25 protein-coding genes and 2 riboswitches are annotated in these 24,038 nt (G+C 45.1%); of the genes, 5 read left to right on the top strand and 20 right to left on the bottom strand.

The window, feature by feature from the left end; genetic code table 11:
- Positions 1–13: 13 nt before the first annotated feature.
- From EO124_RS02605 to EO124_RS02565, 9 genes are all read right to left on the bottom strand, one after another.
- Complete coding sequence (locus tag EO124_RS02605; protein ID WP_127058208.1) at positions 14–1,243, bottom strand: aspartate kinase; 1,230 nt, start codon at positions 1,241–1,243, stop codon at positions 14–16.
- Positions 1,244–1,456: 213 nt separating this feature from the next.
- On the bottom strand, positions 1,457–1,732 hold the full coding sequence (locus tag EO124_RS02600) for a thioredoxin family protein (protein ID WP_127058207.1): 276 nt from the start codon (positions 1,730–1,732) through the stop codon (positions 1,457–1,459).
- Between the two features lie 222 nt (positions 1,733–1,954).
- The gene (locus EO124_RS02595; RefSeq protein WP_040770711.1) at positions 1,955–2,347 is read right to left on the bottom strand and encodes a class II SORL domain-containing protein; all 393 of its coding nucleotides are present in this window, start codon (positions 2,345–2,347) and stop codon (positions 1,955–1,957) included.
- Positions 2,348–2,512: 165 nt separating this feature from the next.
- On the bottom strand, positions 2,513–3,127 hold the full coding sequence (gene cobO / locus EO124_RS02590; protein WP_127058206.1) for a cob(I)yrinic acid a,c-diamide adenosyltransferase: 615 nt from the start codon (positions 3,125–3,127) through the stop codon (positions 2,513–2,515).
- 1 nt (position 3,128) lies between these two features.
- The gene (locus EO124_RS02585; protein WP_127058205.1) at positions 3,129–4,520 is read right to left on the bottom strand and encodes a cobyrinic acid a,c-diamide synthase CobB; all 1,392 of its coding nucleotides are present in this window, start codon (positions 4,518–4,520) and stop codon (positions 3,129–3,131) included.
- 4 nt (positions 4,521–4,524) lie between these two features.
- Entirely contained in the window at positions 4,525–5,232 is a 708-nt protein-coding gene (cobI, locus tag EO124_RS02580; RefSeq protein WP_021840990.1) for a precorrin-2 C(20)-methyltransferase, read from the bottom strand.
- A 197-nt stretch (positions 5,233–5,429) separates the two neighbouring features.
- Positions 5,430–6,284, bottom strand: coding sequence for a sirohydrochlorin cobaltochelatase (locus EO124_RS02575; protein WP_127058204.1), 855 nt, complete (start codon positions 6,282–6,284; stop codon positions 5,430–5,432).
- Between the two features lie 62 nt (positions 6,285–6,346).
- The gene (locus EO124_RS02570) at positions 6,347–7,219 is read right to left on the bottom strand and encodes a sirohydrochlorin cobaltochelatase (RefSeq protein ID WP_127058203.1); all 873 of its coding nucleotides are present in this window, start codon (positions 7,217–7,219) and stop codon (positions 6,347–6,349) included.
- A gap of 495 nt (positions 7,220–7,714) precedes the next feature.
- Positions 7,715–8,032 carry a hypothetical protein gene (locus EO124_RS02565; protein ID WP_127058202.1) on the bottom strand — a complete coding sequence of 106 codons (318 nt, stop codon included), beginning with the start codon at positions 8,030–8,032 and terminating at the stop codon, positions 7,715–7,717.
- A 271-nt stretch (positions 8,033–8,303) separates the two neighbouring features.
- Positions 8,304–8,472: riboswitch (cobalamin riboswitch) on the top strand.
- A 244-nt stretch (positions 8,473–8,716) separates the two neighbouring features.
- Between EO124_RS02565 and EO124_RS02560 the strand changes: the two genes are divergently transcribed.
- Together EO124_RS02560 and EO124_RS02555 are read left to right on the top strand one after the other, a co-directional pair.
- A complete protein-coding gene (locus EO124_RS02560) occupies positions 8,717–9,736 on the top strand; it encodes a sirohydrochlorin cobaltochelatase (protein ID WP_127058201.1) in 1,020 nt (339 codons plus the stop codon).
- A gap of 224 nt (positions 9,737–9,960) precedes the next feature.
- Complete coding sequence (locus EO124_RS02555) at positions 9,961–10,911, top strand: ABC transporter substrate-binding protein (RefSeq protein WP_127058200.1); 951 nt, start codon at positions 9,961–9,963, stop codon at positions 10,909–10,911.
- A 155-nt stretch (positions 10,912–11,066) separates the two neighbouring features.
- Here the strand turns inward: EO124_RS02555 and EO124_RS02550 are convergent, their stop codons facing one another.
- From EO124_RS02550 to EO124_RS02500, 11 genes are all read right to left on the bottom strand, one after another.
- Entirely contained in the window at positions 11,067–11,903 is an 837-nt protein-coding gene (locus tag EO124_RS02550; RefSeq protein ID WP_127058288.1) for an ABC transporter ATP-binding protein, read from the bottom strand.
- Positions 11,903–12,952, bottom strand: coding sequence for a FecCD family ABC transporter permease (locus EO124_RS02545; protein ID WP_206512524.1), 1,050 nt, complete (start codon positions 12,950–12,952; stop codon positions 11,903–11,905). The genes EO124_RS02550 and EO124_RS02545 overlap by 1 nt, the downstream gene beginning before the upstream one ends.
- Entirely contained in the window at positions 12,945–13,619 is a 675-nt protein-coding gene (locus tag EO124_RS02540) for a precorrin-8X methylmutase (RefSeq protein WP_021840981.1), read from the bottom strand. Before EO124_RS02540 ends, EO124_RS02545 begins: the two co-directional genes overlap by 8 nt.
- Entirely contained in the window at positions 13,606–14,397 is a 792-nt protein-coding gene (cobK, locus tag EO124_RS02535) for a precorrin-6A reductase (protein WP_127058199.1), read from the bottom strand. Before cobK ends, EO124_RS02540 begins: the two co-directional genes overlap by 14 nt.
- Positions 14,394–15,083, bottom strand: a complete 690-nt coding sequence (gene cobJ, locus EO124_RS02530; RefSeq protein ID WP_338142089.1) for a precorrin-3B C(17)-methyltransferase — start codon at positions 15,081–15,083, stop codon at positions 14,394–14,396. The genes cobK and cobJ overlap by 4 nt, the downstream gene beginning before the upstream one ends.
- Positions 15,084–15,112: 29 nt before the next feature.
- Positions 15,113–16,207: a cobalt-precorrin 5A hydrolase gene (locus EO124_RS02525; protein WP_127058286.1), complete on the bottom strand. Its 1,095-nt coding sequence runs from the start codon at positions 16,205–16,207 to the stop codon at positions 15,113–15,115.
- 111 nt (positions 16,208–16,318) lie between these two features.
- Positions 16,319–17,131 carry a precorrin-4 C(11)-methyltransferase gene (gene cobM, locus EO124_RS02520; protein ID WP_206512523.1) on the bottom strand — a complete coding sequence of 271 codons (813 nt, stop codon included), beginning with the start codon at positions 17,129–17,131 and terminating at the stop codon, positions 16,319–16,321.
- A gap of 47 nt (positions 17,132–17,178) precedes the next feature.
- Positions 17,179–17,757 carry a precorrin-6Y C5,15-methyltransferase (decarboxylating) subunit CbiT gene (cbiT, locus tag EO124_RS02515; protein WP_127058198.1) on the bottom strand — a complete coding sequence of 193 codons (579 nt, stop codon included), beginning with the start codon at positions 17,755–17,757 and terminating at the stop codon, positions 17,179–17,181.
- Positions 17,758–17,843: 86 nt separating this feature from the next.
- Positions 17,844–18,470 (bottom strand): precorrin-6y C5,15-methyltransferase (decarboxylating) subunit CbiE, encoded by a 627-nt coding sequence (gene cbiE, locus EO124_RS02510; protein WP_127058197.1) that lies wholly within the window; start codon positions 18,468–18,470, stop codon positions 17,844–17,846.
- The gene (gene cbiD / locus EO124_RS02505) at positions 18,446–19,564 is read right to left on the bottom strand and encodes a cobalt-precorrin-5B (C(1))-methyltransferase CbiD (protein WP_127058196.1); all 1,119 of its coding nucleotides are present in this window, start codon (positions 19,562–19,564) and stop codon (positions 18,446–18,448) included. The genes cbiE and cbiD overlap by 25 nt, the downstream gene beginning before the upstream one ends.
- A gap of 85 nt (positions 19,565–19,649) precedes the next feature.
- Positions 19,650–20,144, bottom strand: a complete 495-nt coding sequence (locus tag EO124_RS02500; RefSeq protein ID WP_006555026.1) for a YajQ family cyclic di-GMP-binding protein — start codon at positions 20,142–20,144, stop codon at positions 19,650–19,652.
- 217 nt (positions 20,145–20,361) lie between these two features.
- Between EO124_RS02500 and EO124_RS02495 the strand changes: the two genes are divergently transcribed.
- The 3 genes from EO124_RS02495 to EO124_RS02485 all read left to right on the top strand — a co-directional run bounded on the left by EO124_RS02495 (position 20,362) and on the right by EO124_RS02485 (position 23,972).
- Positions 20,362–21,336: an RluA family pseudouridine synthase gene (locus EO124_RS02495; protein WP_127058195.1), complete on the top strand. Its 975-nt coding sequence runs from the start codon at positions 20,362–20,364 to the stop codon at positions 21,334–21,336.
- 154 nt (positions 21,337–21,490) lie between these two features.
- Positions 21,491–22,420: a class II fructose-1,6-bisphosphate aldolase gene (gene fba / locus EO124_RS02490; RefSeq protein ID WP_127058194.1), complete on the top strand. Its 930-nt coding sequence runs from the start codon at positions 21,491–21,493 to the stop codon at positions 22,418–22,420.
- 219 nt (positions 22,421–22,639) lie between these two features.
- A riboswitch (ZMP/ZTP riboswitch) is annotated at positions 22,640–22,721 on the top strand.
- A gap of 150 nt (positions 22,722–22,871) precedes the next feature.
- Positions 22,872–23,972 carry an L-lactate MFS transporter gene (locus EO124_RS02485; protein WP_127058193.1) on the top strand — a complete coding sequence of 367 codons (1,101 nt, stop codon included), beginning with the start codon at positions 22,872–22,874 and terminating at the stop codon, positions 23,970–23,972.
- The last annotated feature ends 66 nt before the right edge of the window (positions 23,973–24,038 follow it).

Here is a 24,038-nt window from a genome sequence, read left to right as displayed (position 1 = left end):
CTATGGAACACTATTAACCACGGTTGCCAATCACTAAATTATCATGGATAGCACGAATCGCATCTTTTACACGATCTTCCGCAATCAAGCAAGTAATGCTGATTTCAGATGTACTGATAATTTCAATATTAATATTTTCTTCACCCAAAATGCCGAACATCTGAGCTGCTACGCCCGGTTCCCCAAGCATACCGGCACCGACAATAGATACTTTTGCCATTTTTTCATTAATGACATATTCTTCCATCTTCGTTTCCGCTTTAAGCGATTCCAACACTTCGCGAGCTAATACTACATCATCCAATGTAATGGTGAATACAATATCCGTCTTCTGATCTTCAACGGTACGAATGCTCTGCACAATCATATCCACATCAACATTTTTATCTGCCAAACTTTGGAAGATATGATGGGCAATGCCCGGTTTATTTTCAACGCCTACCACTGAAACTTTCGCCACATTGGTATCATCGGCTACGCCTTGAATTACATGCTCATTTTCTTTCATCGTATAGTCCTCCCGAATAATGGTCCCTTCATTGTCACTGAATGTTGAACGTACATGAATCGGTACACCGTAACGGCTGCCCATTTCTACGGCGCGAGGCTGCATAACACCCGCCCCCAAGCGAGCCATTTCCAGCATTTCACCGTACGTAATTTCATCCAATTTAACCGCATTCGGTGCAATTCGCGGATCCGTCGAATAAACACCTTCCACATCGGTGAAGATCTCGCATACATCCGCCTGCATAGCCCCCGCCAATGCAACAGCTGTCGTATCGGAACCACCACGTCCGAGAGTCGTAATATCACCACAATCGGTAATTCCCTGGAATCCGGCAACAACAACTACATTACCTTCATCAAGGGCTTTAAATACACGTTTCGGATCGATTGTCAAAATACGACCTTTCCCGTGATTATCGCTGCTCAAAATACCGGCTTGAGCACCCGTCATGGAAACGGCCGGTTGCCCTTTTTCCATAAATGCCATCGCTACTAACGCAATGGATACTTGCTCACCTGTCGATAACAGGCGGTCCATTTCCCGACCAAACGGTCTCGATGTGACAGCACGTGCTAATGACACTAAGTCATCGGTCGTATCGCCCATAGCTGATACAACAACTACAACGCGGTCTTCCGGCTGTTTGTCACGCAAAACGCGGTTGACTACATTGTAAATTTTCTCCGGTGAAGCCACAGAACTGCCACCGAACTTCTTAACAATTAACGCCACTATGCATCCCTCTTTATCTCTAAAAATACTATAAAATATATAAAGATACTCTATCATAAAAAGGCTCTTTGTGTAAAGTATAAAAGCCTTTAATCCTCATCTAAAGACAACGTCACTAAAAAAGTACTGACTCCGCACACATCACAGCCTATTTTACACCGACCGCAATGTTTAAGCCACAATGGTTAACCCGCAATGGTTAGCCCACCATTATTACGATTCTATTCTAGTCTTAATATCTTCAACCTGAGCCAACAGCTCATCGAGGCTAAAATAACCGGCGCGACGCGTAATTTCCTTGCCATCTATATACACAACGATGGCCGGTACCGTGAAAACACCTTGCTGAGCCGCCTTAGCCGGCTCTAATTCCACCGATACATAACTGTAATCGATGCCTTCATGCTCTTTTACCCAAGCACCCAGCTTCGTCTCTAAAGCGCCGCAAGGCATACAGGTATCAGAACCGTACTGCACGATTGAAATCATAGGCCTCTCCTTTCATTATATACAATATAACGTAGTATTAATAATCTAAAAACTTTCTGACTTCACATTTCAAAACCTCAGGCTGTTTACATCATTATAAATCTTAGCAAGCAATAAAAAGGGGTTGTAACCGAAACGTGAGTAAAAAACTCAATTTCGTTACAACCCCTAATAGCTTTCGTTTACGCTGTTATTTACAACGAAGTAAATCGGAAAAAGTTATTATTGAACAACGATATCTTTTTCAGATTCCCATAAGCCGTGGATATTGCAGTAAGAAGTAGCAATCAATTTACCGGATTTTTTGAAGGATGCAACAACAACACCGGCTGCTTCTGCATATACAGGGCCTTCGTTAGCGCCGGCAGCGGCTTCACCATGTACGTTGAATTCGAGGCGAGCTACTTCGTAAGGAAGCGTTGTACCTTCTTCAACATAGTATAATTTGATCCAAGAAATATGATGTTCAGTTGTGTTTGGATGAGCAATGTCTTTGCCTACTTCCAATTCAATGTGAACTTTTTCACCTGCTTTAACTGTATCAGGTGCGGTAATTACAGGAACGTGTTTTTCATTCTTGAAATCTGCGGATTTTACATAGTTTGTTACTGCCATTGATATAACCCCCTTGGTCATAAAAATTATATCCTATAAGAACTTTCTTATAGTAAAAATTAATAATAACTCTCTATAAGTTAATTATATCCATTTACCTCGATTTTTTCAAGCACGAAATACTAATTTTTTCGATTTATAAACATGCCTTTGACAAGGATTTTACTAAAACTCAATGCCCCGGGCCGCTTTAATGCCCTGTTGATAAGCATGCTTAACCACGCGCATTTCCGTAACGGTATCGGCCATGGCAACAATCTCCGGCTTCGCATCTCGCCCGGTAAGAACCACATGAAGACGCTCCGGCTTGGCTTTTAATAGATCCACAACTTGTTCCACCGGCAATAAGCCGAATTTTACGGCATAGTTGATTTCATCAAAAATTATGAGGTCCCACTTATCGGACATCACTTCTTCCGTCAACATCTGCCATGCTTTATCGGCGGCTGCACGATGGGCTTGTAAATCAGCTTCAGAAGTTTCTTTATTATGAAACACAAAGCCTTTACCCATAGGACGAATTTCGATAGGCATGCCGACCTTTTGTAACGCTTCTATTGCTTTCAGTTCACCATAGGCTTGGCCGCCTTTGATAAATTGTAAAATCAGCACGCGATAACCATTGCCAACGGCACGCAAAGCAACCCCTAAAGAGGCTGTTGTTTTGCCCTTGCCGTCACCCGTATTGACCAGAATAAGGCCTCGATTAGGCTTAGCCGTCGTAGCTTCAGTCGTCATAGTTGCAGCCGCTGTATTGGATTTTAACGCTTTATCAGTCATCCTAAACCTCCTTGGCACGATAAGCCTTGGCGGCCGCCACAAAACGTTCCGCCGCCGCTTCATTACCGGCAAAGTTTAAATGCAAGTAGCTGGCCAATACATTATCTTTGCTGTAACCGCCTTTATAAGACTGCAATTTGCGACCCCCTTCGAAGTGAAAAGCCCACGGGAATTCAGCTTCTGTAATCTGCGGTGACAATTCCATCGTAGAAAAATGGAACTCATGACCACGCAAAAATTCATCTTTAGGTGCCAATAAGGTATCCCCTAAAGCCGTAGCCGTTACATAGCCAACTTTTTGTAATTTAGCCTGCATAACAGTCTTAGCCGGCACAAGGCCGACCATAGGACGGGTAATATTTTCAAAATCCGTAACCGACTCGCAAAGATACATGAGACCACCGCACTCCGCGTAAATCGGCATGCCGTCAGCGGCTGCTTCCCGTATAGACGCCATCAGGCCTGTATTTTCGCTAAGTGCTTCGAGGAACATTTCCGGAAAGCCGCCACCAAAAAGCAAGGCATCTACGTCAGGTAACGTTTTATCGGTAAGCGGACTGAAGTACACCAAATCCGCTCCTTCCGCCGCCAAAGCCTGTAAGCTGGCCGGATAATAAAAAGAAAACGCTTCATCATAGGCTACCCCGATACGAGCTTTTGGCCCCGTCACTTCTTTTGCGGTCAATTCCGGCACCATCAAGGTCGGCGCAGCCTCAGCTAAGTTAGCCAAAGCCTCCAAGTCTACACTGACCTTAACGGCTTCACGAATCGTCGTCAAGGCCGATTGCGGATCCGTTTCCGTCACCGGCGTAAGGCCTAAATGACGCTCCGGCGAATGCATCCGTTCATCACGCCGAATGGCACCAATAACGGGAATCCCCAAGCGTTCCATAGCTGTACGAATCATATGCTCATGATTGTCGGAGCCGATGCGATTGAGCAATACGCCTGCCAAATTAACGGCCGGGTCATACTCTTTAAAGCCCTTGGCGATAGCCGCCGCACTTTCGCCCATAGCTTTACAATCAATAACCAAAATAACCGGTGCGTCAAGCGATTTAGCGATTTCAGCGGTGGAGCTCACACCTTCACGGCCACCGTCATAGAGGCCCATAACGCCTTCCACAATCACCAAATCCGCATCCCCTGCCATACCGGCAAAGAAAGGCTTCATTTTATGGGGCGGTACCAACCATGTGTCTAAATTGTAACAATCACGACCGCTGGCCAGTTTATGAAAACCGGGGTCGATATAGTCAGGGCCCACTTTAAAAGCTTGTACAGCCTTGCCCTGCTCATGATACGCCGCCAATAAACCGGCTACAATGGTCGTTTTACCTACACCGGAATTTGTTCCGGCGATGACAACTCTCGGAATAGCATATGATTTCATAGTCTTAGCGATCCTTACGCTTAGCCAATACAGTGGATAAATAGTTTAATTTCAAATCAGCCGGTAATTCATCAAGGCCGCGATATACTTCTTCACCGTCAAGACCGACACGACTGATCATTACAGCATCATCCGCCATATCGTGCTTTTTCAAAACTTCCTGAACTTCGTGGAAATTACGATATACTTTCATGATTACCGCATCATCAGCTACGGCCAATACTTTGTCGATTTTTTCTTTAGGCGCCGTAGCCGGTACGATAGCCAATACTTCTTCTTTTTCTACAATCGGATAACCCAAGTGGGAACCGATGGCACAGAAAGCGGTTACACCCGGAATTGTTTCAATTTCAAAACCGGTGTTTTCGATCAAGCGATATACATACATATACGTACTGTAGAACATTGGATCGCCCAAAGTAAGGAACACTACATTCTTACCCGCTTCTAAATAGCTGAGGATAATCTTTTTAGCTTCTTGCCAGCCTTCAGCTTGCGCATTGTCATCAAGCACCATCGGGAACACAACCGGCACGATTTCCGTATGTTCCTGGATATACGGTTTAGCAATATTGAGCGCTACGGAACCGTCTTTCTTTTCGGTTTTTGGCGTAATAATAATATCCGCTTCGCCTACAATACGAGCTGCTTTGACTGTCATTAATTCCGGATCTCCGGGACCTACGCCGATACCAAATAATTTACCTTTCATGATAAACTCCTTTTCTTAACACTTGATAACAAAACTATCTTGAAATTGAATCTTGCTTAGATAATACTTTCTTATTGTATGCGTTACTTGCCGCAAAGAGCAAGCATATTTTATGTGATTGCAAAAATCACAACATTAAATACCTAAACTACAGATTATGCAAAATTAAAAACTATACTCTAATTCTATGGCAACGCCTACTTAATCTTAGGAATACTTGGCCGATGCGAACTGCGTTTTTCATAACGCCCGGCCATGGCATCTTTTAAATGTTCAGCGAATATTTCCTGAACACCGCGATACTCACCAAGTCCCTTCAAATGACGTACTACTTCAAAACCTGCTTCTTCCAGCATGGATTGAACACTGTCATCTTCATCACCGAAGATATCGTTTAAGGCATGATCACCGGCCACTAAAAGAAGCGGATGCACCTGAATACGTCCCGGCCGTTTACCGTCTAGCCATTCCCACGGAATAACCGTATCCTCCAATTCGGGGAAGCATTCCAACGTGGTCACACGAACATTGGTATGACCGGCACGCCACAATTTCAACTGTAAAGCGGCGTACGCCGTATTGCCTACGCTCATGCCCCCATGGCCAACCAATAATAGACCTTCTTCCTCCGGTACATTGAGTTTTTTTATAAAATTCTCAATGAGCGCTTCATAGTCATCAGGTCGTTCTTCCTGACCGATAAAATACAATAAAGGGCGTCCCATCGCAATATGCTGCAAAGAACCTTGTCCTTCATAAGCCATTATATTAGCCTTCAGCTTATCAAATTCTTCGCCGCCAATCATGTGAAGCGGTTGTACCGCAATGGATTCATAACCTTCAGCAATTAAGGCCTCAATCGCACTCTGCTCCGTATCGATTTCTTCGCCCCGTTCACGCAAACGCTTAACAATAATGCGTGAAGTAAAAGCTAAACGAACTTCATACTCTTTAAACTCTTTTTTGATAAAATCCACAACCGGATCGATTTGATTGGTCCGTGCCGTTGGCACCGTAGTACCGAAAGCGACTACTAAAACAGCTTGCTTCATACACCCTCCTTTAAAAAAAACGGTCCCCAAAACGAGGACCGTTAATATGTAATTATATCGTATTAAACAGCCATACTCGAGCGGTTTACACTGTCCGCTTTAGCCTGCTGATGCGCCTGTTGTTTACGCTCAATCATGCGAATGGACTGGGCTAAATGTTTTAAGAATAACTCTTGAATAAACGGGTTTTCACCTAAGCCTTCATTCCAAATAGAAACTCCATAGCCTTCTTCAGTTAGCAAGGTAGCTACGGAATCGGAACGATCGCCACCTAAGAAATCCATCAGATGTTCTGAGCCGATAAGCGCCAATGGCACTACCAAAACTTCTTTATGATCTAAGCGTTCCAATAAAGTTAAAGCCTGTTTGAAATTAGGGAATCCATTCGATGTAAAGACCGCCACATTTTGGCCATTACCGTATAAGCATTTTAACTGCAAAGCACTGAATTCCAATTGATTTTGGCCGTTCGCCATAAGCAAGATGGATTTTTTCAAGGCGCGAATATTCACGTGCTTCATAATGGCATCAATAGTAGCCACATAATCATCGGCATAGTTTTTTACACCTAAGGAACTTAAGAGTGGTTTACCTACGTGAATGCGCATGGCGTTTCGTTCAGTATTATAGGTAAATGCGGCAATCGATTTGCGCATCTTTTGATAACATTGATCGGCTACCAAGGCAAATGGCAAAACAAATACATCGCGGACGCCGGTATTTTTGAATTCAGCCAACACGGCTTCTAAAGATTGTACCGGTTTTTCATATTTTTCATTCCACTTCTCCACCAACGCTTCCGCCAAAAAGACACGGCGAATCACTGCATCGGGATATGCTTTTTTAATCTTTGTTTCCATTATGCCTACGGATTTTTCTACGGCTTCGCCGTATATTGAACCGAATGTCGCTAAAATAATACCCTTTGTACTCATTTTATAAATCCTCCGATATCAAAAATACCTCTAAACTTATACCATAATCGAACCTCTTAATCTGACAAAAGTCTGTCATATTTCACATCATCGAATACATTCGAAATACATGTTGATTATTCTTCGTTGGTATAATGATACGTTAGATTTTATTTTTAGTCAATGAGAATTTCTCTCATTTTAAAACTTATCAATGATTATCAATGATAAACTAAAAATTTAATTATATTTTCATCAACTATATTTATCTTTACCGATTTACTTCTATTTTCATCGATTTAAAGAGAATTTATATCGCATGACTATTACAAAGAATACTACTCGCTTACAGGTATTATATTAATAATTCAGATAATACTATACCAATCACGGTCTACGATTGATACAGGTAGCATCTAATAATTAATATTCCCATTTTATGAATTTTTATACATTAAGTATCTTAATTTATTCAATCAAAAAGCAATATAATGTTTCGCCTTTAATTGATACTGATTATGGTTGCGAGAACACACGCGGTGCTGCTACCTCAAATACTTCGGCAATAAGCGGCAAAAATTTACCTTCAATCAAGGTACGTTTTCGTTCACTTTTTGTAATTAACCATAATTGCTTACCATTATACGTAATGCGTAATAAACTGTTAATATATTCGTTAAAATCTTCTTCGCCCATGGCGCTTTGTAAAGCCAATAGTTTAGAATGTAACGGTTCTCCTTGATATTCTTCCCGTTCCAATATAGGCGTAAATGCCACTTCATATACCGATTCCGATAGTTCATTAGGACCGGCAGCATTTGAAAATTGATCCATTCTATGGACCTCCTTTTTAAAATAGTTAGTATCCACCATATAGCACGATTGCCGTATGACAAATAACATTCTATATTCATAGTACCAAACTTTGCCCGCTTTGCCTATGTGTAAACAAAAAAGTGCGGTACAAATAACCAATAGTTATTACTCATGAATCATCCCCTTATTCCTAACAGTTATATGAATTAAGCGATTTCCATTCACAGCGACTATACCCTACCCGGTATTGCATTGACAGTGGACATTTATTCTGCTATGATGATTATCAAATGAATACGACCTTCAAGGTGCACGACTTAAAAGAGAAGCGCAGTAGAAGCTGCCGCGGTCCCGCCGCTGTAAGAGGGAGCACAATCAAGATACCACTGGATTTATCTGGGAAGGTGATTGTTGCGTTGAACTTGAGCCAGAAGACCTGCCTTGATGGATTGCCGATAACCCACGAAGGATGGCGAGGTTAATCAATGTCACTACCTGTACTATACACTGACCGGGAATTATTTTTTAATTCAATTCATAAACGACTTAATTAAGTTTGATATGAACTAATATACGTCAGGTGCTTAGCATAACTAGTGTATTATTCCTCTGCTCACGTGGGCAGAGGTTTTTTTGTATTTAATTTTAATTTTATGTTAGTTTTTATTTTTTATCTTCTTTTTATCACGAGGAGTGAATGAAATGAGTAAACATTTTTTCAAAAAAACGTTAGCTACAACATTAGCAGTGGCCGCTTTAACAGGCTTCGGATTCCTTGCTACAGACGTAAACGCTGCTTACCAATTAAGTGACGAAGTAACAACTGCTACCCCTGCATTATTGGAAGCAACTGAAATCGGTGTTCGCACTTATAACACAACCGACCCTGTATTGGCTAAAGCACCTAACAAAGATGCTATCGTAGTAATGAGCTTTGGTACTACATTCACTGATACTCGTGCTAAAACAATCGATGCGACTATCAACGAAATTAAAGAACAACATCCGGGCGTAAAAGTAGTTACGGCTTTCACTTCCCATATCATTATCGATCGTATCAAAGCCAAAGAAGGTATTACATACCCTACGCCTGAAGAAGCACTCGATCAATTAAAAGCTGAAGGTTACACTCGTGTTGCCCTTGCAACTCTCGACGTAATCCCGGGTATCGAATACAACTATAAAACAGCTGTTTACAACCAGTATAAACACAACTTCAAAAAAATGACATTCGGTACACCTCTCATGTACTGGATGGGCCAAGAAGGTCAAACTGACGATATTGCTAAAACTGTACAAGCTGTAGCAACTCAGTTCCCTAAAGTTGGTCCTAAAGACGCTATACTCATCATGGCTCACGGCACTCCGGATCCTTCCAACGCTTACTACTCTGTAATCCAAGACCGTTTGGAATCCGCAGGTCTTCACAACACTTACATCTACACGGTAGAAGGCTGGCCTAGCCTTGAAGACATCGTTCCTCAGTTGAAAGCTAAAGGCATCGAACATGTAACCCTTATGCCATTCATGATGGTAGCCGGCGACCATGCTAACAACGATATGTCCGGTGACGAACCTGATTCCCATAAATCCATCTTGTTGGCTGACGGCTTCAAAGTAGACACTTATATCCATGGTCTTGGTGAAAACCAGAAAATCCGTGACCTCTTTGCCGCTCATGCCCAAGAAGCTTGGGAAGCTCTTCAAAGCGACGCTAAATAAGATATAAATAAGTAATGACCTTATGACGGGCTCATTGCCTATAAAGCGTTCCCGCTAAAGGAGGCTGTAAGAAAATGTAGAAAATTCACATTTTACTTACAGCCTCTTTTGATTGTCATTTGTTATAGGCAACCACAATTCATTGTGGTATAGTACAAGTATCGTACAAATTATAAATGTACTCAACTACTTGAAGAACTTTTATAGCTAAACTGAGGTGTATTATGAGAAATTTTTCACGCTTAACCATTATCCTCATGGCGATGACAGTCATCATGACTATCCTTGCCGGCTGTGGTAAAACCGATTCCACATCATCCGCAGCTACCCGTACTTTAACCTATAAGGATCAAACCTATACTGTACCGGCCAAACCGGAGCGAATTGCCGTATTGGCTAACTCCCTCCTCTATTTCATGGATGCCATCGACGCAAAATCGATCAGCCGTGTAGAAACGCCTGATGAAATGCCGGCTAACCTTAAAGAATTGCCATCCTTAGGCCAAACAGCCAACATTAACATGGAGCAACTTATCGGTTTGAAACCGGACCTCGTAATCGGGCTCAGCAACCAGCATGGCAAATTCGAAGGCCAGTTACAAAGTAATAAATTACCGTACATTCTTATCTCCTATGATGGCATTAAAGACAATATACCGCTCTTGGAATTCTTGGGACAGTTAACCAATCACGAAGACAAAGCCAAAGAAGTTATTGCCAAGTACAACAGCAACATCGATAAAGTCAAAGACGCCGTTAAAGGCGTAACCCCTGCCCGTGTCGCCGTCTTGCGGGCTACCGGTAAAGCGGTAACCGCGGAAACTACCTTAGCCGTAACAGCTGCGATGGTTCAAGAGTTAGGCATGCAGAATGTAGTCCTCCAACATGGTGATTTTGATAAATCCGCCAAAACCATTCCATATTCCTTAGAAACACTCGCTTCCGACGATCCGGATATCATCTTTGTGTCCACCATGGGTAAAAAAGATGAAATTACCAAAACTATGGAAAAAGAAATGACCGGCAATCCGGCATGGCAGAATTTAAAAGCTGTAAAAAACGGCAAAGTATTCTACTTACCATCCAACTGGTTCTTATTGAATCCGGGCTTACATACACCGGAAGCCATGGCTGAACTCGTTAAAATGGCCTATGGCATTGATGTAAGCTTCTAAAATAAGACGTTAACAAAAATTATTAACATCAGTGCTAAATCGCATGTAATTTAACACTGAAAATATAAAGAGGGATTAACGAACAGACGATATTTTATCGTTATTCGTTAATCCCTCTTTTAATTCATTTGATTTATCGAGTTATAGGACATGTTTCATTCTGCCTGCCCTACAAGGCCTTCAATCTTAATATACGGACTATCGTCAGAGCCGTCTTCAATAATGGCATCGACGGAAAATACGTCTTTTAAAAGCTCCGCTGTCATGACCGTTTTAGGCGAACCTACGGATACCAAGTGCCCCTCATGAAGCACCGCTACCTGATCTGAATAACGAGCGGCCTGATTCAGTTCATGAAGTACCATGACTACCGTAAGCCCCTGCTCACGATTCAAGCGCCGCAATAACTCCATCACTTCGAACTGATGGTTAATGTCCAAATAAGTCGTCGGTTCATCCAAGAGCAAAATATCCGGTTCCTGCGCCAAAGCCATAGCAATCCACACACGTTGTCGTTCCCCACCGGATAAAGAAGATACCGGCTGATTACGCAAGTGCGTCGTCTTCGTTACCGCCATAGCACTTTCAACGGCTTTACGATCTTCACCGGCTGTATTGCGCCACCAATTCTGATGCGGAAAGCGCCCACAATAAATGAGCTCTTCCACCACCATATCGCGCGGCACTTCCGGCGATTGCGGTAAAAATGCCATGCGCTGTGCCAAGGTACGCGGTGAATAGGACGACGCTTTTTGACCGCTAATACAAATCGTGCCACTTATCGGCTTCACACTGCCCGTAATACACTTTAAGAGCGTACTTTTACCGCATCCGTTAGGTCCGATAAGCGTTGTAATAGCACCGGTCGGCACCTCCCATGTGATACCTTTTAAAACATCTTTTTGCTCAAAAGAGACCACTATATCCTTCACCGTAATAGCCGGCACCCCTACTGTTGTCGCAGAGGCTTGTACTTGATTACTCATAGTCATCATGCATCCCTCCGCAACAAATATAAGAAGAACGGCGCCCCGAAGAAGGCCATAATAATACCTACCGGTACTTCTACCGGGCTAAAGAGCACACGCCCCAAGGTATCGCTGATAACAAGGATAGCTGCGCCTAAAAAGGCCGAGCCCGGCAATAAGAACTTATAATCGGTACCGATGAGCATGCGCGCTATATGAGGAATAACAAGCCCTACGAAACCGATAAGACCGGCCACACTAACTGCGCTGGCAGCCAAGAAAGCGGCTACCGCCGTCATGGTAAAACGAGTTTGTTCCACCGGTAAGCCAAGACCTTTGGCCGTTTCATCACCAAGACTCAAAATTGTGAGTCGCTGCGAGCCCAAGAAAGCCGTCAGTAAGCCGATGACCGTGTACGGTGCCAACAAGTATACCTGTGGCCAACTACGCGCCGAGAGGCCCCCTACCATCCACAGTAAGGCGCCTTGCACGCGGTCACCGTAGAATACGAGCAACGCGGAAATACCGGAGCCCAAAAAGGCTGCCACCGCTACCCCGGCCAAAATAATACGAGTCGGTCGAATCCCGTTTTTCCAAGCTAAGGCATACACCATGAGAGCCGCCGCCAAAGCGCCAACGAAGGCAACTAAAGGCACTAAATACTCCCAGCTCGGGAAAAGAATCAAAATGATAACCCCGGCCAAACCGGCCCCCGAAGAAACCCCTACAATCTGCGGATCCGCCAAGGGATTTTTCATAACAGCCTGCAAAATAGCACCGGCTACGGCCAAATTGGCGCCCACCAAAGCGGCTACAATATTGCGAGGGAAACGGATATTCCAAATCACCATATCCTGCGTGTCTTTCAGCTCAGAGCTCCACAAGGTATGCCAAATTTTAGCCATCGTAATATCGGCGGAACCGAAAATAAGGGAGATAATCATGGCCGCAATAGCCAACGCCAAAAAGCTGAGTACAATAAAACTGCGCTTTACATTGCGATGACGTTCATTGGACTTACCGCCTTTATTCACGCCATTTACTGTTTGCGAATTATTATGCTGACTAGTCATTTTTCTTCGACTCGTTGTCTTGTACAAACAACATGCCGTCACGTTTTACGCCCGTATAAAGAAGCGCATTTACCACGGAAGCGGCAATCGGACTGCCACCTTTATTACCTTTAACCGTAATGTACGGTACCGGGGACACTTCCATTAAATAATCTTTCGATTCAGCAGCGCCTACGAAACCTACCGGAATACCGATGATAAGCGCCGGTTTAACCCCTTCTTCCAAAGCAAGACGCAATACTTCGTAAAGAGCCGTCGGAGCGTTACCGATAGCCACGATTTGACCGTCCAATTGTTTACCAAAAGTACGCATAGCGGCGATAGAACGGGTTACGCCCAATTCTTTTGCCAATTCAGCCACTTTTTCATCTTTAATGAGGCAATGAACTTCACTGCCGCGAAGAGCCAACGCCGGTTTGTTGATGCCCGTGCGAACCATTTCTACGTCACAATACACGTGAGCGCCGTTCTGCAACGCTTCAATGCCTTTTTTAACCGCATCAGGGCTGGTGCGTACTAGCTGAGCGTATTCTACGTCACCCGATGCATGAATAGTACGGGAATATACACGCACTTCATCATCGGTAAGATTTAAATCTTTAACATATGGATAAATGATTTCCATACTTTTATCTTCAATGGCTTTAGGATTTTTAATGTAGTCCACTTGTCTTGTCCTCCCATAAATCACAGAACTCCTGAGCCGTGGAAATGGTCATAGCCCCTTTGGCAGGCTCCGGACGATCAATAACAATGATATGTAAACCTAAATCAATAGCAGCTTGCAGTTTTGTATCAGATCCGCCTACAAGACCGGAATTCTTCATGACCACCACGTCCGCCTTCGTATCGGCAAACATGACCTTGTTCATATCATAACTGAATGGTCCCTGCATGGCGATAATCCGTTTTGGCGATACGCCGAGGTCTTCCATAATACCGAGCACCTCCGCCGTTGGCAATACACGTGTCCAAACGTCAATATCCTGAAGGGCTTCCGCTTTGGCAAAAATCCCCATCGTCTTGCTCCCCGTGGTCAAATAGACACGCTTATGTAAGCTGCTTGCCAATTTACCGGCCAGTGCTGCCGCTTCCGCCTCGTTGCTCACATGATGTAATTTATCGTAGTCAGGTAACGGCACTTCCTTACGTTCAAACCGCAGGAACGGAATGTTCATGTCCGCCGCCGCATCCCGCGCCGTAGCGGTAACTACGGCGGCGTACGGATGACTGGCATCGATTAAAAGACGAATCTTTTTATCGGCAATAATTTCTTTCATCGCCTCTTTGTCGAGGCGCCCCGTATGCACTTCGATGCCCTCATGAGCCGCCAATTGCGCCCCATATTGACTGACCACCGATACGAATACGGGTTCTTTGGTGGTTTCACGAACGGTAACCGCCAAATTGCGACCATCTAATGTGCCCGCAATGACCCAAATCATAATTTGTAGCCTCGAGGCGTAATCATGCGACCGTTTTCAACATAGGTCTGGCTGTTGCCGATAATAACCAAAGTCTGCATATCGATTTCTTCTTTAGTAAAGTTTTCCAAGTCGGAAATCACCATATGCTGGCCAGGACGACCGGCTTTTTGTACGATGCCGACAGGAGTTTTAGGGTCGCGATGTTTAATCACCAATTCGCGCACTTCGTCCAAATGCTTAACACGTTTTTTACTACGTGGATTGTAGAGGGCAATAACCATGTCCCCTTCAGCACTCAAATCGGCACGTTTTTTAATTAAATCCCAAGGCGTCATAAGGTCGCTCAAGGAAATAACGGCGAAGTCGTGCATCAAAGGCGCGCCCAATACGGCAGCTGCTACGTTAACAGCGCTGAGGCCCGGCACAATGTCAACTTGCGGACGTTGTTCAGCGGGCACTTTATTGGCAAGTTCCATAACGAGACCGGCCATACCGTAGATACCGGAGTCACCGCTGGAGATAACCACTACTTCGTGGCCTTCAATGGCTAAATCTACAGCTTGTTGACAACGGTCAACTTCCTGCATCATAGCAGTGCCCACTTTTTCTTTGTCCGCAATTAAATCGGCAATGAGGTCGAGGTATGTCAAATAACCTACCACGCGGTCAGCCGCCAAAATCGCTTCACGAGCTTGCGGTGTCATGAATTCTTCGTTGCCCGGTCCGATACCGATTACTTTGATTGTACCTGGGCGATGGCTACCGTTGTTCGTGGATACACCGTTTTCTTTTGTAGTAATGTTTGGCTCTTGGCCTGTAATAGTGCTGTTGTTTCGCATACGTTGCCTACTCCTATCGTCTGTTTAACAAAATTAGATTCTTCAATATGACTTGCTTCTATAAAAGGCGCCATTTCTTCTTGTGTAAAAAAGTGAATGGGCCATTGTAACTCTTCTACGGCAGCCAACAAACCGACTTCATCGGATTTCACAATCACCGAAGCGGCGGCAGCCACACTCTTGGGCGAACGATTCACATTATTGAGGGAATCGGTAATCGCCGCCAAAATTAATTCTTTCGGGGTTTCACGACGACAGCCCACCCCCACTACCATAGTGGGCGGTCGTAATACTAACGTCCGCGGTCCTACAGGCAATAATAAGTCCGTAATAATAACGCGCGGTGCATTTTCACCGCCTTCTTCACATAAGAACTTACCCGTCACCGTATGAGGGTTAAAGCGAATGAGCGTAATGCCCTGTGCCTTTGCTTCTGCTTCATACTGATGTAAAAAATACAGCGTATCATCTACGTAATATTTCACCGTTTCACCGGCTACGAGGGCCGAATTAACTTCCCGCAAAGCATTAAAATCTTCCACCTTGCACTCAAGTTTACGTGCCAATACATCGGGTGCCGGAATACCGTTTACATCGGTAGCCGTCGTGATCACCGGCGTGGCCCCCACGACCTGAGCAATGTCCGCCGTCCATTCATTAGCACCGCCCAAGTGGCCCGACAATAAACTGATAGCAAAATGCCCCTGCTCATCCATGACCACCACCGCCGGGTCTTCCGACTTGTGCTTAATATACGGTGCAATCATGCGCACCACAATGCCCGTAGCCATGATGAAAAGTAGCTTATCATAAGTCTTAAACCACGTTTCCATATGTGGCTTCATGGAGCTGAACGGCGTAGCCTCGTCGCCACTTTGACGGCCTTCTTTTTCAAAACATTCAACCGTATGATTCGTGGTGTCCAAGAAATGCTTACGTAAACGCTGCCCCAACTTAGCGCCGTGAGCGGTTACGGAAATAATGGCCATCCGTTCGGACGTACTATTTATACCCGCCGCCGATGCTGCCACAGCTTTTTCAACCGACGTCGTTACGGCCGATTCTTTATCCTGTATATCCAAAGTCTTCACGCTCCGCTATTAGTCCTTAGCACTGCGGTACATGTGACTGAAGCCCTTGTCATACAACTTGGACAACTCATAGTCACTGTCGAGAACTTTACTTACCACGATCATGGCCTGACGTAACACGCCTTCCTGACTCACGATATCCGCAATCGTTTCCAAAGTACCGCGAATAATGCGTTGATCCGGCCAGGATGCTTTTACCACAATCGCAACCGGCGTCTTAGGACTGTAACCGCCGTTAACAAGCTCTTCTACCACTTTATCAATCATCTGCACACTGAGGAAAATACACATAGTCGCTTCATGCGCAGCGAGCATGCCCAATTTTTCCTTCGGCGGCATTGGCGTGCGGCCTTCCATACGGGTAATAATAACCGTCTGGGATACATTCGGTAAAGTGTATTCCTGTTTTAAAGCGGCCGCTGTCGCGAGGAATGAACTTACGCCCGGAATTACGGCATACGTGATGTTTAACTCTTTTAAACGGTCCATCTGTTCCTGAATGGCCCCGTAAATCGCAGGGTCACCGGTGTGCAAACGAACGATTGCTTTGCCTTCAGCGGCGCCGCGTTTCATAACTTCGATAACTTCGTCGAGGTTCATAGTAGCGCTGTTAAAAATCTCACAGCCTTTTTTACAAGCCGCCAAAATATCCGGATTAACCAATGAACCGGCATAAATTACGATGTCCGCTTCACTCACTAAGCGATAGCCTTTACGGGTAATGAGCTCCGGATCCCCCGGGCCGGCCCCCACAAAATGAACTACCGGTACTTCCTGATTTGTCATGGCAGTGTCGCCTGCCATTGTTTTATCTGTACTCATGTGACAGTTTACCTCCCCGGCCTTACGGCCTCAAGTATTCTATATATTTAAGCCTGTTTAATCGCCGTTACGATGAAAATTGGACTTAACGGGTTTAGTAAATGATACGGCCCCGCTTTGCGGAAACGACTTACCTGCATCTGATAGCCTTCGTAGGTGAAAGGACGACCTTTTAAAGCTTTCAAAATCGTATAGCCTGTTTCCATGGTTACCGCCGTTACAACAAGACGGCCACCCGGTTTTAAGAGGCGCTGTGATTCATCGAGAATCGCGTCCATACCGCCGGCACTGCCGCCGATGATAATGGCATCAAGAGCCGGCAAATCAGCCATCCCTTCCGGTGCTTTCGCTTCAATCACCGTCAAATTATTAACATTAAATTTTGCCATATTCGCTTTAATGAGCTCAATGCCCTTGGCAAAGCGTTCGATAGCATACACATGCCCTTGGGGAGCACCCAATGCCGCTTCAATAGAAATGGAACCGGTACCGGCGCCCACATCGAGAACGTAACTATCCTCCTGCACGCGCGCTTCATTGAGTACGGCCATACGAATTTCGCGTTTCGTCATAGGCACATCGCCGCGAATAAATTCTTCATCGTCAATGCCGAAAAAGTGCCGCATGGATACCTCCTTATATGTTCAATAGTATTTCAAGAATTGTTAGGCGCTGCTGCCTTCAGTGAACTTATTATTCACCATATATCGCCCTAGCCCAACACGATAAATACGGAATGTTCAAAACCGGGGAGTTTAGCAATCTCCGCCAACGAACCGGGCTCAATTCGTTCATCTTCATAGCTGAGCCGCTCTAAGGCCACCGACTTCGTGTCAGCCGGCCAGCCGTGGTCCATCAGAATTTGCGCAATAGCCGCCGGATTATGTTCTTTATCCGTCAAAAAGCCAAGCTTACGCCCCGCTTCATAGCGAAGGGCTTCTTCCTTCGGCACACGACCGTGAAAACTCAGTAAATCCGCATCCTGCCACACTTCGCCGATGCGCGCAAAGGCAAAGGTCATGGAACTGATGCCCGGCACCACATCAATCGGTGTATCGGGGAATTTCTTTTTCAAATACGGCAACAAGCTGTAATAGCCCGTGTCACCGCTCACCATAACAACCACATCATGGCTTTTGAGCTGTTCTTCAATCCAAAGAGCCAATTCCGTAAGCTTACCCGTAACTGAATGGGTGAGCTGACCTTCATGAGCAAAATCCAATAAAGAGCGCTCGCTCCCGACGAGTACCTTGGCCGCTTCAATCAACTTAAGACCGCGTGGTACCACATAATCCGGATTTCCCGGTCCGATACCTACAACGTAGAGGGTATTTGCCAATGCTCTTCACCTCCGATACGCTTAGCCGTTTCATCAACCGCCAAAATTTCGCCGTCCAACGTAGCAATAATAATGCCCACTTCCGCTTCATTCGCAATATAGCGCTCCGAGCGCATGGATGCTCTATCCGCAACACGCTGGTAAACACTCGTCAAATGCTCACGCGCTAAAATCGGCATAGCTGCTTCTGTGGTGCGACACTCCATAATTTCATTGGCCACGGCCGTAGACGCACCATCTAATGCCGCATAAGCAACGAGTGTTTCCATACGGCCGTCACTCATACGATTATGCGTGTGAAAACTGCCGGACGCGAGTTTTATAATCTTACCGATATGACCGATAATAACAATCTTTTTAAAACCGGCTTTTACGCATTGTTCCAGCATAAAGCCGATAAAGTTGGATGTTTCCGCCATCTGATTAATAGCGATACCCAGCACATTCTTAGCCAATTCCTGACCGATGCGCCCCGGCACCAACACCGCCGTTTCATAACCGGCCGCCTTCATAACCGTAAGCTGCGGCACCAAAGAGTTTTTAAAACCTTCTTCACTCATAGGCTTCACAATCCCGGTCGTACCGATAATGGAAATCCCGCCTTCAATGCCGAGCGTACTGTTCAAGGTCTTCTTAGCCAACACTTCGCCGTTTGGCACCGATACCGTCACAATGACGCCCTGACCGGCCGTACAAAACTCTTTAAACACAGTGGTCATCATGGTGCGCGGTCCCGGATTGATAGCCGGTTCCCCCGGTGGCATCGCCAAGCCCGGTTTCGTCACCGTCCCTACGCCAAAACCGGCGCGGAACTTCAATTCTCCGTCAGTCGTCAGCTGCACCGTCGTCACCACATCAGTGCCGTGCGTTACATCCGGATCATCGCCACCGTCTTTTACAACCGTCGCCCGAGCTTCCGTATCAGATAGAACCTCTACCGACTTAATGGGCACATCAATGGGTGTGTCTTGCGGATTAATCACCGTCACACGGGTGGGATACTCTTCCTGCAATAGTGCCATCAAAGCCGCCTTCATGCCGGCCGTGGCACAGGAGCCGGTCGTATAACCGCCACGCATAGCCTCTATATCCATTCATACCTCCTTCGGTGAAAGAATCTTTCACAACTTGATATCATGGTAAAGAGCAGCGACATTACGCTGCTCTTTAGGGCTCTACTTAGGAGCGGAAATTTACAAATTGCAATTCTACCGGCAAATCCTGTTGTTTCAACATTTGGATAACTTCCTGTAAGGAGTCTTTATCTTTGCCCGTAACGCGCACTTGGTCTTCCATAATCTGCGCCGTTACTTTAAGTTTCATATTTTTGATTAATTTAACCACATCTTTGGCGGTTTCTTTGGAAATACCTTTTTTAATGGTAATCACCTGACGAACGGTTGCCCCCGATGCAGGTTCCACTTTACCGTAATCAAGATTTTTAAGCGCCACATTACGCTTAACCATCTTGCCTTTAATCACGTCGATTACGGCGTTTAATTTATATTCATCATCAGAAATCACCTTAATAGTTTCCCCTTCAAGACTGATTTCAGATTTGCTGCCGCGAAAATCATAACGGGTACCGATTTCTTTTTTAGCTTGGTTTACCGCGTTATCAACTTCTTGCATATTTACTTCCGACACTACGTCAAACGAACAATCTTTGGCCATATATGTGCCTCCTTTGCTTTTAAATAGTACTATTATTATATCATATAGGCCCCGTTCCTCACATAGAAAGGTTTGGAAAATTGAACTTTGTATGAAATTTTTTTATACCTGACAAAACAAATAGACTAAAATAGGTTACAATATACATATAACTACGACTAAATCGTATTAGAGAAATCAAAATATTGTAATAAACAATCAAGAAAGCAAGCCTATTATGCCAGATACTACAGCTCCTACTGAAAAAAAGAATATAGTAAACGGTGAGCCGCTGTTGTCCTTAGTCGTAGCGGATTCAACACCCACTCCTTCAAATAAGGGCAAAACAAGACGGCTCTCTATTAATCACTTAGTGCGTCAGGCCGGCGTCTCCCAAGCCATGCGGCGTCGCCTGCGTACGGACGGCATCGTCTATGTGAATCAGAAAGCCGCTTCATGGCACAGCCTCGTCGTACCAGGCGATAAGGTAACCATTTACTTACCAAAAGAAGATCCGGGCTTTACCCCTTGGGCGTATGATATTCCCATCATTTACGAGGACGAGCACCTGCTTATCATCAACAAACCGACGGGACTCCTCATGCATCCCACCTCGACCGAGCGCTTTCACACCGTCGCGAATGCGCTTATCCATTATTTTGAAAAAACGAATCAAACGCAGGCCGCTTTTCACCCGGTACACCGCCTTGATAAAGACACATCAGGCCTTGTCATCATCGCTAAGAACGCCTTGGTGCAGCACAGTTTTACCAATACGCACACGCCCATTCGCAAAATCTACGAAGCTCTGTGTGACGGCTTTTTTCCGGCCAATTTTGCCACCATCCACTGGCCTATAGCCCGCAAAGAAGGGAGTATCATCGAGCGCACCGTAAGTCCTGACGGCAAACCGGCTCATACGGACATTACCTGCCTCGCCCGCCACAAACGGCTCTCCCACGTTCGCTTTGTATTACACACCGGTCGCACGCACCAAATTCGCGTGCATATGTCGCATTTGGGCTTCCCCCTCGTCGGCGATGACCTCTACGGCGGCTCCCTTGATTTACTTCAAAATCAAGCACTCCATGCCATTGGGCTACAATTTGTCCACCCTATGACGCATACGTTCATGAACGTGACCGCACCGCTGCCGACAGCCTGGGAACCCTTGATTTCACAGTACTTAGAGCACAACAAGATTTCTTTTTGACAAAAATTCGCTCGTCCCCCATGTTAGCGCCGCCATAGAGCCCTTCTATTATGCATAAATAGCAGTAGCCCTTTCAGGTTCTTCTTGCTATACTTAACTTGATGTATGACATTCCTTATCAGTTATCAGTATTCCATTACAAGGAGGAAATACTATGCCATTAGTTTCAACAACAGACATGTTTAAAAAAGCCTATGAAGGCGGTTATGCTATTGGTGCATTCAACGTTAACAACATGGAAATTGTACAAGGTATCGTTGATGCGGCTAAAGAAGAACAATCTCCGCTGATTCTTCAAGTATCCGCCGGTGCCCGCAAATATGCAAAACACATTTATCTTGTAAAATTGGTAGAAGCCGCTCTCGAAGACACGGGCTTACCAATCGCATTACATCTTGACCACGGTGATGATTTTGAAATCTGTAAATCCTGTATCGACGGCGGTTTCACCTCCGTTATGATTGACGGCTCCAAACACGATTTCGAAACTAACGTGGCCTTAACTAAAAAGGTTGTTGAATATGCTCACGCACACGGCGTAGTAGTAGAAGGCGAATTAGGTCGTTTGGCCGGCGTTGAAGACGACGTAAACGTAAGTGAAAAAGACGCGCTCTTCACCGATCCCGATCAGGCTGCCGAATTCGTAGAACGTACCGGCGTTGACTCCTTAGCTATCGCCATCGGTACCAGCCACGGCGCTTACAAATTCAAAGGCGAACCGTACCTCGACTTCGAACGTTTGGAAAAAGTAGGCAAATTATTACCCGGTTTCCCTATCGTTTTACACGGTGCGTCCACCGTACTTCCTGAATTCGTTGAAAAATGTAACAAATTCGGCGGCAGCATTCCGGGCGCTCAAGGCGTTCCTGAAGAAATGCTTCGTAAAGCAGCGTCCATGTCCGTATGTAAAATCAACATCGACACCGACCTTCGCTTAGCTATGACCGCATCCATTCGCGAATTCTTCGTGAATAATCCATCTGAATTCGACCCTCGTAAATACTTGGGACCTGCTCGCGATGCTATTAAAGGCATGGTACAGCACAAAATTAAAGATGTATTGGGTTCTTCCGGCAAATTATAATCATAAACTCTCAGGCAACAGTTATTTAACAATCCACTGCACATATAACTACCGAGCAGCCTGAAAATTTTGCGATATAATAAACTTTGCTGCTAGTGCTTGTCCTGAGTTTCTTGCGATAAGTACGGCATATAATCCATTAAAAATTAAGGAGCAGTTCATCTATAATTTTAGATTGACTGCTCCCTTTTTTATTGTTATAATGACCTCACAATAAAGAACAACATACAATGCTGACGGATTAGTGGAATTAACCACGTGTATTGTATGCGAAGAAACGCCGACCGTCTGGGCAGAAGATTGCTCAGGCGGTCTTTTGCATATTTTGAAAGCCTTCAAGGATCTTTCAATCATCAAAAGACTACTAATTTAAGCCTTCTTTTTAAAAGCCATTCTAAACTTTCAAAAAAGACTTTGAGCAGCTTCTTTCAGTTACAGAAAGGATGATTGTATGCGAAATCGTTGGTTAATTGCCTTGGCGGCTATCGGAATTCACATTTCTATCGGCAGTGTTTATGCTTGGAGCGTGTTGACGCGCCCTATTATGGCGGCCATGGGCTGGTCCCTTAAAGAAACAACTTGGACTTTTTCTTTAGCTATTTTATTCCTCGGTCTTTCCGCCGGTTTATTGGGCAGTTTTGCTGAAAAAATCGGTCCTAAAAAGAGTGGCTTGTTGAGTACCCTCTTCTTCGGTATCGGCATGTTAGGTACGGCTTACGCCTTAGAGCAAAGCAGCTTAACCTTGCTTTACATCTTCTATGGCGTCATCGGCGGTGTGGGCCTCGGCGTCGGTTACATCACCCCGGTTTCGACCCTCGTTAAATACTTCCCGCGCAATCGCGGTTTTGCCACCGGCCTTGCCATCATGGGCTTCGGCTTTGCAGCCTTAATCGCCGGTCCGTTAATGCAATACTTAACGGCCGCCTACAGCTTGGTTCAAACATTCCAGATTCTCGGCGTGGCGTACATCATCATCATGACATTGTCTTCGTTGTACTTAAAACCACCGACAACGGCTACTGCAGCAACTACAACAGCTAATACTACTGATGCAAACAATGCTGAAAAAGCTCAGACCAATGTGGCAACTCGTCCGGCTAATGCTTTATTCAATCGTGGCATGACAGCTCATGAGGCTATGCGTACATGGCAGTTCAGCGCTTTATGGTGGATCTTCTTCATCAACATCACGTGCGGTATCGGCTTATTGGCGGTCGCTTCCCCAATGGCGCAGGAAATCGTTGGCATGAACGCTACGGAAGCGGCTTCCATGGTTGGTATCATCGGCCTTTTAAACGGTCTTGGCCGCATCGGCTGGTCCACCATCTCCGATTACATCGGTCGACCTTTCACTTATATGTTGTTCTTCCTCATCGAAATCTTGGCATTCTTTGCCCTCGGCCATACGAGCAACTCTTTCTTCTTCCAGTTCCTCGTATTCGCTATCATTACCTGCTACGGTGGCGGTTTTGCCTGCATGCCCGCTTATCTTAGTGACTTATTCGGCACCAAAGCACTCAGCGCTATCCATGGCCGTGTCTTAGGGTTATAGGACATTTTGAGTTGGTAATTTAATCCCAGAGATAGTTAGGATATGGATCAGAGAAATGAAAATCAC

The organism is Veillonella ratti, assembly GCF_003992115.1.
Classification (GTDB): domain Bacteria; phylum Bacillota; class Negativicutes; order Veillonellales; family Veillonellaceae; genus Veillonella_A; species Veillonella_A ratti.
This window is presented reverse-complemented; position numbering and strand designations above follow the sequence as displayed.